This is a genomic window from Vineibacter terrae, from assembly GCF_008039615.1.
GTDB classification, from domain to species: domain Bacteria; phylum Pseudomonadota; class Alphaproteobacteria; order Reyranellales; family Reyranellaceae; genus Vineibacter; species Vineibacter terrae.
Genome location: NZ_VDUZ01000016.1, coordinates 18,791 through 31,944 on the forward strand (window position 1 = coordinate 18,791; position 13,154 = coordinate 31,944).

Consider the following 13,154-nt stretch of genomic DNA (forward strand, 5'->3'; position numbering starts at 1 on the left):
CGGTCCATTGCTCACGTGGCGCCTGGCCGGATGTCGGATCGGGAGGTCGTCATGAATCGGATCATGGGCATCACTGTCGTGGTGCTGGCGATCGTGGGCGCTGTGCTGGCGCTCTGGAGCCTGCCCGGCACGCCGCTGGCGGACCGCACGAAGGCTGAGCTGGCGCAGGCGGCGGCGGCGCGCGACGCCGCCGAGAAGGCGCTCGCAAGCGCGCGCGCCGAGGTCGACCGCGCCCTGGCCGCCGACGCGACCGCCAGAGCCGACGCCGCGAAAGCCGTGGCGGCGGCGCGCGAGGAGGGCGAGCGCAACCTGACGGCAGCCCGGGCCGAGGCCAACAAGGCCATAGCCGCGGCCAGGGTCGAAGCCGAGAAGTCGCTGGGCAGCGAGAAGGAGGCAGCCCTGCGCGAAGCCGTCGAGCAGGCGGTGAAGTCGGCCAAGGCCGATGGCGAGAAGGCGGCGGCGGCGTTGCGCGACCAGCTGGGCCAGTGCCAGGCTGCGGCAGCCAAGAAGCCGGATGCCGACTCGGCACGCTGCGCGACGGCGACGCCGCCGGCCACCGGTCCGGTCGACGCGACCGATATCGGCCGTGAGCTGGACACCAACGGCAGCATCGCGCTCTACGGCATCCAGTTCGACATCGGCAGCGCCAAGCTCACCGATGAGTCGCGCGCCTCGATCGACGAGCTCGCCAAGCTGATGAAGAGCGATTCCGATCTGAAGCTGCTGATCGTGGGGCACACCGACAGCCAGGGCGATTTCGCCACCAACCGGACCCTTTCCGAGCAGCGCGCGCAGGCCGTGGTGACGGACCTGGTGGCGCGACTGGGCGCCGACCGCACCCGGCTGTCGTCGGCTGGCATCGCCGACCTCTCGCCGCTGGCGACCAACGACACCGAGGCTGGCCGCGCCCGCAACCGCCGTGTCGAGATCGTGAAGCGATAGAGCGGGCCGTCGGATCCATCCATCGGCGGCGGGACGGCCGAGCCCGGCGCCGCGCGAGAAATCGCCTACTCCAGCAGCTCGCCCAGCCGCGTGAGGATGCGGTCGGGCCGGACCGTCGAATCCGCCGGCAGACCCATGCCATGCGGGTCGTACCAGATGCCGCGCATGCCCAGCCGCTGCGGCATCACGACTTCCCACTCGACATTGTCGCCGATCATCCAGCATGCCTGCGGCGGCACGCCGAGCCGGCCGAGCACGTGGATATAGACTTCCGGATCGGGCTTGCCCTTGCCGAACTCGCCCTCGATCTGGATGTGCTCGAAGCGGTGCTCGAGGTCGAAGCGCACCACCTTCGCCCGCTGGGTCAGGGCGGCGCCGTTGGTCACCAGCGCCAGCTTGATGCCGGCTGCACGCAGCCGGTCGAGCGTGTCGTGCGCGTCCGGAAACAGCTTGTATTCCTGGCGGCGCAGCTCGGTGAAGGCATCGCCGATGCGGTCGGCGAGCACGTCATCGGCCAGCTGCAGCCGGGCCAGCGCGCGTCGCACCACCAGCCGCCGGGCGCCGGCCAGATCGAGCCGCCAACGGGCCGCCTTGACCGGGTCGCTCCAGAAGGTGCGTCCTTCCTCCAGGATGGCGCGGTGCATGCGGGCAAAGCGGTCGGCGTCGTCGGGCAGCTCGCCCCTGAACCGCTCCAGCAGCCGCCACCAGGCTTCCTCGGGCTTGGCATAGGCCTGGATGATGGTGTCGTCGAGATCGAACAGGATGGCGGTGGGCAGGGCGGGCATGATGCGACCGGTGTAGCGGGGCTTGGGCCACGACGCCAGCGCCGGCATTGCGTAGGATACGCAGGGCAGGGAGGTGATGTTGATGGCCATGGAGATCGTGCGGTTTGCCGGCCTGGAGCCGGGCCCGAAGCTGCTGGTGCTGGGTGCCGTGCACGGCAACGAAACCTGCGGCACCGAGGCGATCCTGGCCACGATCGCCGATCGCCGCGACGGGCGGCTGGCGATCCAGCGTGGTCATGTCACCTTCGTGCCGGTCGCCAACCGAAAGGCCTACGACCAGGGGACGCGTGAAGGCGATCGCAACCTCAACCGCGATCTGCGCGAATACATCCTGCCGCAATGCCACGAGGACCGGGCCGCCAACATCCTCTGCCCGCTGCTGCGCGAGCACGACGTGCTGCTCGACATCCACTCCTTCAGCGGCCCGGGCGAGGCCTTCGTGTTCGTCGGGCCGCCCGACAACAGCGGTCCGATCGAGCCTTTCCGCTTCGCGGCCGAGGAAGGCGCCTTCGCGTCGCGGCTGGGTCCGCCGCTGCTGATGCACGGCTTCCTGGCGGCGCATGCGCGCGCCCAGGAAGATCTGGTGCGGCGCGGGCTGGCGGGAAGCTCCTTGTCCAAGGGCGTCGGCATGACCGAGTACATGCGTCGCTTCGGGGGCTACGGCGTCACCATCGAATGCGGCCAGCACCGCGACAGCCGAGCGCCTGAAATGGCCCGCCAGGCGATCCTCAATGCGCTGGCGCATCTCGCGCTGATCGACGCGCCGCCACCGGTGGCTTGCGCGACGCAGGCGATCGAGGTCGTCGAGGCAGCCTATGCCCTGGCGCCGGACGATCGCCTGGAGCGGCCGTTCGTATCGGGCGACACAGTCATGGCGGGGCAGGTGATCGCGCGGCGCGGCAATGGCGAGGTGCTCACGGCGCCGCGCGACGGCTTCGTGGTCTTTCCCAATTCCAGGCCGACGCCGATGGTGGAGCTCTACTATTTCGGCGTGAAGAGCACGCGCTTCGGCTGAGGCGCCGCGGCGGTCGTGGTCAGGCGGTGGTCCGCGCGGCCTTCTCGGTGATCCCCGACACGCCCTCGCGGCGCGCCAGCTCGGCCCAGACCTGGGTGGGCTTGACGCCCAGCGTCGCCCACAGGGCCAGCAGGTGGTAGAGCAGGTCGGCGCTTTCCAGGATCAGCTTGTCGGCATCGCCCTTGACGGCCTCGATCACCGCCTCGGTCGCTTCCTCGCCCAGCTTCTGCGCCAGCTTCTCCTGGCCGCGCGCCATCAGGCGGGCCGTGTACGACGTCCTCGGATCGGCACCCTTGCGGCTTTCGATCGTCGCGTAGAGCCGGTCAAGCATGTGCTGTGAGTCGTCGGCCACCAGCTCACGCTGGTTCTTTCCGGCGCGCTTCTTCGCTTTGACGACTTTCTTTTTCTGTCGGTGCTTGGCCATGGTCCGCTTGTCTGCGTCAGAGGGAGACGCGCCGGCCTTGGTGCCGATTCTGCGGTTGCTTCCCGAAAATCAACTCTACGCTACTTCTGTAATTTGTCTAAGAAGTTTGTATTCCCGCGCACCGGAACGCCGTGCTTCGCCAGGTGCGCCTTCGCCTCGGCGATGGTGAAGGTGCCGAAATGGAAGATCGACGCTGCCAGCACGGCGCTGGCGTGGCCTTGCACCACGCCGTCGACCAGGTGATCGAGCGTGCCGACACCGCCGGACGCGATGACAGGCACCGGCACCGCATCGCTCACAGCCTGTGTCAGCTCCAGATCGAAGCCGGCCTTGGTGCCGTCGCGATCCATCGATGTCAGCAGGATCTCGCCGGCGCCGCTGTCGGCCATGCGCCGGGCCCAGGCGACGGCGTCGAGGCCGGTCCCGCGGCGGCCGCCATGGGTGAAGACCTCCCATCGGTCCGGTCCAGTGCGCTTGGCGTCGATCGCCACTACGATGCACTGGTCGCCATATTTCTCGGCGGCGTCCTTCACGAACTCGGGCCGCGCCACGGCGGCTGAGTTGATCGACACCTTGTCGGCGCCGGCCAGCAGCAGCCGCCTTATGTCCTCGATCGTGCGCACGCCGCCGCCCACGGTCAGCGGCATGAAGCACTGCTCCGCCGTGCGGGCAACGACATCGTGGATGGTGTCGCGGTCTTCGTGGCTGGCGGTGATATCAAGGAATGTCAGCTCGTCGGCGCCGGCAGCGTCGTATACACGCGCCTGCTCGACCGGATCGCCGGCATCCACCAGGTCCACGAAGTTGACCCCCTTGACCACGCGGCCAGCATGCACGTCGAGGCAGGGAATGATGCGCACCTTCAGCATGCTTGCGGTGCTATCCGGCCCGTGCCCGGGGCACAAGCGCTAACTCGACAACGCTACCTTCTGCCGCCCGCGCGTCACGGCTGTTGCATCCAAATGAGATCATTCGATCGTACTGGCATTGATGCACCCGAATCGCGTGCCCCAGGACATGGGACGGTGAATTGTCGGCCCGTGAAAGGAGCGTCATGATGCTGGCGTCGATCACCTGCCCGGCAGGTCGGAGATACGGCGCTGCCGGATGGGCGCGGAACTGATGATGCAAGCCGGCGACCTGGATATCGAGGAGGCGCTACGCCGCTGCGCCGGCGGCGATGACGCGGCGCTGCGTGCGATCTACGAGCGCGAAGCGCCGCGCATGATCGGGGTCGCCCAGCGGATCGTGCGCCGCCGGGCGCTGGCTGAAGAGGTTGTGCAGGATTCGTTTGTGCAGATATGGCGCCGGGCCGCCAGCTTCGATGCCGCCCGCGGTGCCGGCCGCACCTGGATCTATGCCATCGTGCGGCATCGCGCCATCAGCATCTTGCGCAACGAGAGCCGGCTCGAGCTCGATGCCGACGGCGACGCCGCGGCGGCTGCCGCTGAGGAGAACGCCGACGACGTTGTCACGAAACTGTCGGATTCCAGCAGCCTCCGCCGCTGCCTCGAGCATCTGGAGGAGCGGGCGCGCAAGCTGATCGTGCTGACCTATGTGCACGGCCTCAGCCACGCGGAGCTGGCGGCACGCGAGGGCGTGCCCCTGGGCACCGTGAAATCCTGGATCAGGCGTGGCGCGCTGGCGCTTCGGGAGTGTCTGGGATGACCGCCGCCGACGATGACCGCGAAGCCCTGGCGGCTGAACATGTGTTGGGCTTGTTGAGTCCGGCCGACGCGGCGGCCGCCGAGCGCCGCATCGCCGGCGATGCGGCTTTCGCCGCTGCTGTCGCCGCCTGGCGCGCGCGGTTGGCCGACCTCGATCAGACCGCCGCGCCGCTTCCGGTCGGCGAGGCGCTATGGGCACGCATCCGTGCCGGCATCGCGCCGCCGGCGGAAGGCGTGCGCGCGTCTGCGTCGGCCGCGGAAACTAGACGTCTGTCACACTTGTGGAACAGCCTTGTCTTCTGGCGCGGCCTGGCAGGGGCGGCCATCGCCGCGGCGGCGGCCTTGCTGGTGACAATCGGGTTGGCGCCGGCGCCCCAGGATCAACCGGCCTTCGTTGCCGTGCTGACCACGGATCAAGGCCGGCCCGGCGCCGTCATGCATGCCTATGCCGACGGGCGTGTGACTTTGATCCCGCTGGAGATCGCACCCATACCGCGGGGCCGCTCGCTTCAGCTTTGGTCCATCTCGACCGCTGCGCCGTCGCCGGTTGCGATCGGGCTCATGGACCAGGTGCGCACCATCCGGCTCGATCTGGGCAATCTCTCGCCCGCCCAGCTGCGTCAGCGCTTCGCTGTTTCTCTCGAGCCGGCCGGCGGTTCGCCCACCGGCCTGCCGACGGGCCCGGTCGTGATGCAGGGGCAGATGACGCCGGCGAACTGAGCGCCGTGGCCATCGTCGCGATCGGAAGCCTCAGGCCTTCATCACCTTCAGCGCTTCCGTGAGCCCGATGCGGCCATCATAGAGCGCCCGGCCGGCCACGACGCCGACGATTCCCGCCTTCTCGTGCTGCTTCAGCTCGCGCAGGTCGTCCAGCGTGGCGACGCCGCCGGACGCGATCACCGGCGTCGTCAGGTGCAGCGCCAGCGTGACCGTCTGGTCGACATTGACGCCGCCCATGGCGCCGTCGCGGTTGATGTCGGTGTAGATGATGGCCGACACCCCGGCGTCCTCGAACTTCAGCGCCAGGTCGAGCGCCTTGACCGTCGATTGCTTGGTCCAGCCGTCGACGGCGACCAGCCCCTCGCGGGCGTCGATGCCCACGGCGATGCGCCCGGGCCATTGGCGGCAGGCATCCTTGACCAGTCCGGGATCCTGCACCGCGACTGTGCCGAGGATCACGCGGCGCACGCCGGCCTCGAGCCACAGCGCCACCGTCTCGATGCTGCGGATGCCGCCACCCAGCTGCACCGGCAGGTCGCCGACGGCCTCGAGGATCGACACCACCGCGGCGCGGTTGACGGGGCGGCCTTCCACGGCGCCGTTGAGGTCGACCAGGTGCAGCCATTCACAGCCGGCATCGACGAAGCGCTTGGCCTGATCCGCCGGCGCGACGTCGAAGATCGTCGCCTTCTGCATGTCACCGCGCAGCAGGCGCACGCATTTGCCATCCTTCAGGTCGATGGCGGGAAACAGGATCATGGAACGTGGCCATCCGGGAGCCGTCGGACGTGACGGCGGGCCGGTGTTAGCGGAAGCGGGCGGGTTTGCAAAGCCGGACGTGGCCGGACGCCGCGCGCGGTTCGTCAGGCCAGCGCCCGCCGCGCCGCCTGGAGGGCATCCACGAAGCGGTCGAGCTCGTCCTCGGTATTGTAGATATGCACCGAGGCGCGGATCACGTCCTCCAGCCCGCGGCCGTCCATATCCAGCCGCGAGGAGAACTTGGTCGAGATCGAGACGTTGATGGAGCGTTCGCGCAGCGCGGCGCGGATCGCCTCGTGCCGCCCTTCCTTGAGCGCGAAGGTGACGATCCCGCATTTCACCGCGCCCAGGTCGGTCAGCACGACGCCCGGCACGCGGGCGAGGCGTTCGCGCAGGGCGCCGCCCAGGGCCTGCACACGTCCCCAGATCGCGTCCAGCCCCAGCGCCGTGGCCTGGTCCACCGCGGCGGCCAGCCCCAGGATGCCGCCGTAGTAGCGTTCCCAGTTCTCGAACCGGCGGGCATCGGCGCGCACCTCGTAGACGGTGGCACCGGTCCAGCGCGCCGCGTGGTTGTCGAGGAACACCGGCTCCAGGTGCGCCGTCGTCTCGCGCCGGGCGTAGAGGAAGCCGGTGCCGCGCGGCCCGCGCAGGTACTTGCGGCCGGTGGCCGACAGGAAGTCGCAGCCGATCGCGTCGACATCGACCGGCATCTGGCCCACAGACTGGCAGGCATCCAGCAGGTAGGGCACGCCGGCGGCGCGTGCCACCTTGCCGACCTCGGCGGCCGGGTTCACCAGGCCGCCCTGCGTCGGCACGTGGCTGATCGAGATCAGCTTGGCGCGCTTGTCGATCCGGTCGGCGAGCGCCTGCACGTCGATCTGGCCCTGCGCATCGTCTGGCACCGGCACGATCTCGGCGCCCGTCCTGCGTGCCACCTGCAAATAGGAGATGTAGTTCGAGGAGTACTCGCTGCGGCAGGTCAGGATGCGATCGCCCGGCGCGAAGTCGAGCGAGTAGAACGCCATGCCCCATGCCCGGGTGGCGTTCTCTATAAAGGCGATCTCGTCCGGCCGCGCGCCGATCAGCCTCGCAGTCGACGGATAGAACGCCTCGATACGCTCATGCGCCTGGTCCGCCGCCTCGTAGCCGCCGATCTCGGCTTCCAGCCGCAGGTGATCGAGGGTCGCATCCAGGGTGCGCCGTGTCGGCAGGCTGGAGCCGGCGTTGTTCAGATGGTTGACGACGGCGCAACCGGGAGTCTCGTCGCGCAGGCGGGTGATATCCATCACGTTGCTCGGGGAGGCGTGGTGCAAGAGGGCGGCACCGTAGAACATGTCCGCCCCCGATGCGATCGCGGCGTGGTCAGGCGTGGCCCCGCAGGCCGGCGCGCGGCCATGAAGACGGCCAGCAGGACCATCAGCGCGCCGCCGGCCTGCAGCAGCAGGAGCGCGCTGTCCGTGGAAGGGCAGAGGTCACTGTCATCCCGAGCGTCAGCGAGGGATCTCCCGCAATGGCGCACCGTGCGCTTTGCCGCAGGAGATCCCTCGCTGCGCTCGGGATGACAGATGTATCGCCGACCGGAGATTCCAGGGCTGGCAGGGCGACCTACAGCTTGCCCTGCTCCTTCAGCACCTCCTCCGCGGTGCGCAGGGCATCGATGGCGGCCGGGAAGCCGCAATAGGCGATGGCGTGGGTGAAGATCTCGCTGATCTCCTCGGCGGTGCAGCCGTTGTTGAGGGCACCGACCAGATGGATGCGAAGCTCATGCGGTCGGTTGAGCGCGCACAGCATGGCGATGGTGATCATGCTGCGCTGCTTGCGGTCCAGCGTGCCGCGCGTCCACAGCGTGGCGTAGGCGAATTCCTCGCTGAGGCGGCGCGCCTGGCCGTTGAACGGCGTGGTGCCGGCGTCGCGCTTCTCCAGGTAGGGCGCGCCCAGCACCTCGCGCAGCACCGCGCGGCCAGCCTCGCGCAACGTGTCATGGGCGGTCGTGAGCGTGGGTTCGGTCGTCATGTTATCCTCATTTGATCCGGTCTGAAGGCACCTTACTGTAGCCCAATGTCGAGTCGGCGCATCGATCCCCTCAGCGTCCAGCCGCCAGCCGACCTGTTCGGCAACGGTCCGTCACCATCGGCGAAGGATCCGCAAGGGCTGACCTTCACTGAAGGCGGCCGACGGCTGGAGGTGCAGTTCCAGCGCAGCGCGCGCGCCCGGTGCACAGGGATGTACGTGGATCCGCTGGCGAAGACCGTCACGGTCGTGGCGCCGGTGCTGGAGCCGATGGCGGCGGTCGAGCGTTTCGTACGGCGCAAGCTCGCGTGGGCGCTGGCGGCGCGGGAGGGCTTGGCGACCAGCCGCGCCACGGACGCGGTCGACATCGCCCATGCCGGCGAGACGCTGACCGTCGCCTACGAGCCCAGCGCCCGGGCACGCCGTGTAGCGCTGCGCGTCGATGCCCGCACCGGGCACGTGAAGCTGGTCGTGCCGCCGCGCATGTCCCGCGAGCAGGCTCTCGAGTTCGCTCAGCAGAACGCTGCCTGGATTGCGACGCGGCTGAAGCGCCGCCAGCCGCCGGTGCCGTTCGCCGATGGCGCCGTCATCCCGCTGTTCGACGTGCCGCATCGCATCCGCCATCGATCCGATGCCCGCGGCACCGTCTGGATCGAGAACGGCGAGATCCATGTCGCCGGCGGCGTGGAGCACATGTCGCGTCGGGTCGGCGACTGGCTCACGGCAAGGCTGCGCGAGCACCTGCAGCCGCTGGTGCGCGAGAAGGCGGCGCGCATCGAGCGGCCGGCCAGCCCCTTCAGCTTGCGCGATACCGCCACCCAATGGGGGAGCTGCAGCAAGTCGGGTGCCCTTTGCTTCTCGCTGCGGCTGGCGTTCGCGCCGTCCGACGTGGTCGACTATGTCGTGGCGCACGAGATCGCCCATCTCGTCCACCACAACCACAGCGCCCGCTTCTGGGCGCTGGCGGCGAAGCTCACGGCCGGCGATCTTGCCGCCTGCAAGGCGTGGCTGCGCCACCACGGCCAGTCGGTGATGCGCTACGGCTGAGCGCCGGCGGCGGCCGGGCTGATGGCACCGCTCAGCGCGGCGGAGCGGTCGTCGCCGAAGCCGTGCCCGGGCCCATGAACAGGGCCACGATGTCGCCGATGCCGCGCTGCCGGCCGGTGTCGACACGTACCGTCGCCGTCATGCCGGCGCGCAGCACCGGCTCGCCCTGGTGCGGCGCCAGGCGCAGCTTCACCGGCAGGCGCTGGACCACCTTGACCCAGTTTCCCGAGGCATTCTGCGGCGGCAGCACCGCGAACTCGCCGCCTGTCGCCGGGCTCAGGCTCTCGACGACCGCCTGCCACGTGACATCCGGGTAGATGTCGAGCACGACGGTGGCCGGCTGCCCGACCCGCACATGGGTGAGCTGTGTCTCCTTGAAGTTCGCCTCGACCCACGGCCGGTTGTCGGCGACCACGACGAACAGGGGCGTCGCCGCCCGGATCTGCTCGCCGGGCTGGACCCGGACATTGATCGCGACGCCGGACACAGGTGCCCTCACGGTCGTGCGGGCGTGATCGAGCGCCACGCGATCGCGTGCCGCCTGCTTCTCGCGCACCAGCGGATGCTGTTCGGCCTCGAGCTTGGGATCGCCGTTCAGCGTGGTGAGCACGCGATACAGGCGCTCGCGCACGACATTGACCCGATCGCTGGCGGCGACCGCCTCGTTCTCCGCTTCCTCCCGCTTGCTGGTCGAGACGACGCCGCGTGTCGCCAGCTCGGCCTGGCGCGCCGCCTGGCGGGCGAAATGCGCCGCCCGCGACTCGGCCTCGGCAAGCTCGCTCACGACCTCGCGCCATGTCGCGCGCAGCGTCTCGACCTGGGTGCGGGCCGCGTCGAGCTCGGCCTCGGCCCGCTCGAGCGCCAGTCGGAACGGCTCGGGGTCGATCGTGAGCAGCACATCGCCCATCGCGACGCGGGCGTGGTCCCGTACCCGGACCTCGGCGACACGGCCCGCCACCTCCGGCGCGATCTGCACGATGTCGGCTTTGACGTAGGCGTTCTCGGTGCTGATGTAGCGTCCGCCGCTGAGCCAGACACCCACCGCGGCCGCCAGCACCAGCAGCGGCACGCCGATCAGCAGAAGCGGACGCAGCCGCAGGCGCCGGCCCCGGATCATGGCGTTCGTCGCCGCGACGGCGTGGCAGATGCGGCGTCGCCGTTCGCCAGTGCCAGCAGGCGCGCCTTGGCGCGGCCCATCAGCCGCGCCAGCTGCGTCCGTTCCGCGGCGGTCAGGTTGGCCAGGGCGTCGTCGACCGTGGCCTGCGCGACGACCCACATCCGGGCATGGACGCGCTCCGCCTCGCGCGTGAGGTGGATGCGCTTGACGCGCCGGTCGGCGGCATCGGCGCGGCGCACGACCCAGCCGTTGCGCTCCATGCGGTCCACCATGCGGCCGGCGCTGGCCTTCTCGACTTCCAGCATCTCCGCCAGCTCGGTCTGGCTGGCGCCGGGGCGCCGGTGCAGGCGGCTCAGCAGCAGCCACTGGCTGCGGGTCAGCCCGAGCTTGCGCACGCGCCGGTCGAACACGGTGCGCATCAGGCGCGCCACGTCCGACACGAGATACCCGATATACGCGTCGTCGTCGGGCTTCACCGTGCGGTGATGCTCGGCTCGACGCTGTACGCCACCACGCTGCTGATCGCCTCGACCCTGCTGCCGCAGATGCAGGGCGCGATGTCGGCGACGCAGGACGAGATCGCGTGGGTGATGACCTTCAACATCCTCACCACCGCGGTCGTCACGCCCATGACCGGCTGGATGGTGGCGCGGTTCGGCCGCCGCAACGTGATGGTGTGGTCGCTCTTCGCCTTCTCGGTCATGACGCTGCTGTGCGGCGCGGCCGAATCGCTGGAGATGCTGGTCCTGTGGCGGATCCTCCAGGGTGGCCTGGGGGCGCCGGTGATTCCCCTGTCGCAGACCATCCTGCTCGACAGCTTCCCCAAGCGGCAGGCCGGCATGGTGACGTCGATCTTCGGGATGGCGGTCGTGATCGGGCCGGTGATCGGCCCGACCGTGGGCAGCCTGCTGTCGGAGCTCTACAGCTGGCGCTGGGCGTTCTACATGGTGGTGCCGGTCGGGCTGGCCTGCTTCATCGGGCTGCGGCTCACGCTGCCGAAGGACGCGCCCACCGGCCGGACAGCGCTCGACTGGACCGGCTTCCTGTCGCTATCGCTGGCGATCGCCTGCGTTCAGCTGATGCTGTCGCGGGGGCAGCGGCTGGACTGGTTCGAATCGGAAGAGGTCGTCGTCGAGGCGCTGGTGGCGGCATTGGCATTCTACGTCTTCATCGCGCACAGCCTGACGTCGCAAGCGCCGTTCCTCAATCTGCGCCTGCTGCTGGATCGCAACTATGCCCTCGGCCTCGTCCTGGTGGCGATCTACGGCATGCTGAACTTCACGCCCATGGTGCTGCTGCCGCCGCTGCTGCAGCAGCATGCGGGCTTCCCCGACAGCATCATCGGCGAGGTGATCGCCGCGCGCGGGGTTGGCGCGTCGATCGGCTTCTTCCTCGCCATCTTCATCGGCAAGGTCGATCCCCGGATCGGGCTGATCGGCGGCTTCGGGGTGCAGGTGCTGTCCGGCCTGTGGCTGATGAGCCTCGACCTCAACGTCGACGTCGCCACCCTGATGGCTAACAGCATGCTGCAGGGCATCGCCGTCGGCGTCATCTGGGTGCCGCTGACCCTGGCCACGTTCGCCACCATCGAGGCGCGCTATCTCGCCGAAGGGACGGCCGTCTACCACCTGCTGCGCAACATCGGCTCGAGCTTCTTCATCTCGCTGTGCGTCGCCGAGATCGTGCGGGCCACCGGCACCAACTACGGCCGCATGGTCGAGATGGTGAGCCCGTTCAACGAGGCGCTGTCGCTGCCCTGGGTGATGGGTGGCTGGACCATGGACTCGACCGCCGGCCTTGCCCGGATCGCCAAGGAGATCAATCGCCAGGCGGCTATGATCGGATACCTCAACGCCTTCGGCCTCTACACCCTGGCCTCGGCATTGGCCGTGCCGGCGATCCTGTTCGTGGCCGGCAAGGCGCGCGCCCGCAACGCCTGACGGGCGGCGCGCTCCTAAACGATTGACGTCGCGCCGGGCGCAGGGATGGATGCGGTCCGAGGCGAAGCCGGCTATCCGCCGCGCGCGCCGCGTATCGGGGAACCGTCATGCCGCTTGATCTCTGGCTTGCGTTTGTTGCTGCTGCGATCGTCGTTCTCATCATTCCCGGCCCGACCATCGCGCTGGTGATCGGCTATGCGCTGGGCGAGGGGCGGGGTGCGGCGCTGGCCATCGTCGCCGGCGTGGCGCTGGGTGACCTGACCGCCATGACCTTGTCGCTGCTGGGCGTCGGCGCCTTGCTGGCCGCCTCCAGCACGCTTTTCACGGCGCTGAAGTGGATCGGCGCGGCCTATCTGGTCTATCTCGGGATCCGGCTGTGGCGGGCGCCGGTCGCTGACGACCTGACCGCGACCGTCGAGCATCGCTCGCCCTGGGTGATGATGGCGCACGCCTATGCGGTGACAGCGCTCAACCCCAAGAGCATCCTGTTCTTCATCGCGTTCGTGCCGCAGTTCATGGACCCCGGCCGCGCCTGGGCGCCGCAGGCCGCGATCCTCGTTGCCACGTTCGTCACCATGGCGGCGCTCAATGCCGGCCTCTATGCCCTGCTGGCCAGCCGTGCCGGCGGCGTGATCCGCCGGCCGCGGGTGCGCCGCATCGTCAACCGCGTCGGCGGCAGCGTGCTGATCGGCGCCGGCGCGCTGACGGCCGCGATGCGCCGCGCCTGA

The 13,154-nt window shown here is 69.5% G+C and carries 15 protein-coding genes; 7 read left to right on the forward strand and 8 right to left on the reverse strand.

Features of this window, described 5'->3' with window-relative positions; genetic code table 11:
- The first annotated feature begins 51 nt into the window (after window positions 1-51).
- Complete coding sequence (locus FHP25_RS15350) at window positions 52-942, forward strand: OmpA family protein (RefSeq protein ID WP_178133551.1); 891 nt, start codon at window positions 52-54, stop codon at window positions 940-942.
- A 65-nt stretch (window positions 943-1,007) separates the two neighbouring features.
- On the opposite strand, the gene FHP25_RS15355 is transcribed toward FHP25_RS15350, so the two are convergent.
- Window positions 1,008-1,817 (reverse strand): HAD family hydrolase, encoded by an 810-nt coding sequence (locus tag FHP25_RS15355; protein ID WP_218578397.1) that lies wholly within the window; start codon window positions 1,815-1,817, stop codon window positions 1,008-1,010.
- On the opposite strand from FHP25_RS15355, the gene FHP25_RS15360 reads away from it, so the two are divergent.
- Entirely contained in the window at window positions 1,810-2,742 is a 933-nt protein-coding gene (locus tag FHP25_RS15360; RefSeq protein WP_218578398.1) for a succinylglutamate desuccinylase/aspartoacylase family protein, read from the forward strand. The genes FHP25_RS15355 and FHP25_RS15360 overlap by 8 nt on opposite strands.
- A 19-nt stretch (window positions 2,743-2,761) precedes the next feature.
- Here the strand turns inward: FHP25_RS15360 and FHP25_RS15365 are convergent, their stop codons facing one another.
- Both FHP25_RS15365 and hisF read right to left on the reverse strand, forming a co-directional pair.
- On the reverse strand, window positions 2,762-3,166 hold the full coding sequence (locus FHP25_RS15365) for a phosphoribosyl-ATP diphosphatase (protein ID WP_147847828.1): 405 nt from the start codon (window positions 3,164-3,166) through the stop codon (window positions 2,762-2,764).
- A gap of 80 nt (window positions 3,167-3,246) precedes the next feature.
- Window positions 3,247-4,035 (reverse strand): imidazole glycerol phosphate synthase subunit HisF, encoded by a 789-nt coding sequence (gene hisF / locus FHP25_RS15370; protein WP_147847829.1) that lies wholly within the window; start codon window positions 4,033-4,035, stop codon window positions 3,247-3,249.
- A gap of 253 nt (window positions 4,036-4,288) precedes the next feature.
- Between hisF and FHP25_RS15375 the strand changes: the two genes are divergently transcribed.
- A complete protein-coding gene (locus tag FHP25_RS15375) occupies window positions 4,289-4,834 on the forward strand; it encodes a sigma-70 family RNA polymerase sigma factor (protein WP_331461685.1) in 546 nt (181 codons plus the stop codon).
- Window positions 4,831-5,553 carry an anti-sigma factor gene (locus tag FHP25_RS15380; RefSeq protein ID WP_147847830.1) on the forward strand — a complete coding sequence of 241 codons (723 nt, stop codon included), beginning with the start codon at window positions 4,831-4,833 and terminating at the stop codon, window positions 5,551-5,553. The genes FHP25_RS15375 and FHP25_RS15380 overlap by 4 nt, the downstream gene beginning before the upstream one ends.
- A gap of 30 nt (window positions 5,554-5,583) precedes the next feature.
- Here the strand turns inward: FHP25_RS15380 and hisA are convergent, their stop codons facing one another.
- From hisA to FHP25_RS15395, 3 genes are all read right to left on the reverse strand, one after another.
- The gene (hisA, locus tag FHP25_RS15385) at window positions 5,584-6,312 is read right to left on the reverse strand and encodes a 1-(5-phosphoribosyl)-5-[(5-phosphoribosylamino)methylideneamino]imidazole-4-carboxamide isomerase (RefSeq protein ID WP_147847831.1); all 729 of its coding nucleotides are present in this window, start codon (window positions 6,310-6,312) and stop codon (window positions 5,584-5,586) included.
- 104 nt (window positions 6,313-6,416) lie between these two features.
- Window positions 6,417-7,598, reverse strand: coding sequence for an aminotransferase class V-fold PLP-dependent enzyme (locus FHP25_RS15390; RefSeq protein WP_147847942.1), 1,182 nt, complete (start codon window positions 7,596-7,598; stop codon window positions 6,417-6,419).
- A 319-nt stretch (window positions 7,599-7,917) separates the two neighbouring features.
- Window positions 7,918-8,325, reverse strand: a complete 408-nt coding sequence (locus FHP25_RS15395) for a carboxymuconolactone decarboxylase family protein (protein WP_147847832.1) — start codon at window positions 8,323-8,325, stop codon at window positions 7,918-7,920.
- Between the two features lie 45 nt (window positions 8,326-8,370).
- Here FHP25_RS15395 and FHP25_RS15400 point away from each other — a divergent pair, with 45 nt between their 5' ends.
- Window positions 8,371-9,369, forward strand: coding sequence for a M48 family metallopeptidase (locus FHP25_RS15400; protein WP_147847833.1), 999 nt, complete (start codon window positions 8,371-8,373; stop codon window positions 9,367-9,369).
- A 31-nt stretch (window positions 9,370-9,400) separates the two neighbouring features.
- Here FHP25_RS15400 and FHP25_RS15405 read toward each other — a convergent pair whose 3' ends face one another.
- Complete coding sequence (locus FHP25_RS15405) at window positions 9,401-10,486, reverse strand: HlyD family secretion protein (RefSeq protein WP_147847834.1); 1,086 nt, start codon at window positions 10,484-10,486, stop codon at window positions 9,401-9,403.
- The gene (locus tag FHP25_RS15410; RefSeq protein WP_147847835.1) at window positions 10,483-10,962 is read right to left on the reverse strand and encodes a MarR family winged helix-turn-helix transcriptional regulator; all 480 of its coding nucleotides are present in this window, start codon (window positions 10,960-10,962) and stop codon (window positions 10,483-10,485) included. Before FHP25_RS15410 ends, FHP25_RS15405 begins: the two co-directional genes overlap by 4 nt.
- A gap of 9 nt (window positions 10,963-10,971) precedes the next feature.
- Between FHP25_RS15410 and FHP25_RS15415 the strand changes: the two genes are divergently transcribed.
- Complete coding sequence (locus FHP25_RS15415; RefSeq protein WP_147847836.1) at window positions 10,972-12,426, forward strand: DHA2 family efflux MFS transporter permease subunit; 1,455 nt, start codon at window positions 10,972-10,974, stop codon at window positions 12,424-12,426.
- A 107-nt stretch (window positions 12,427-12,533) separates the two neighbouring features.
- A complete protein-coding gene (locus tag FHP25_RS15420; RefSeq protein WP_147847837.1) occupies window positions 12,534-13,154 on the forward strand; it encodes a LysE family translocator in 621 nt (206 codons plus the stop codon).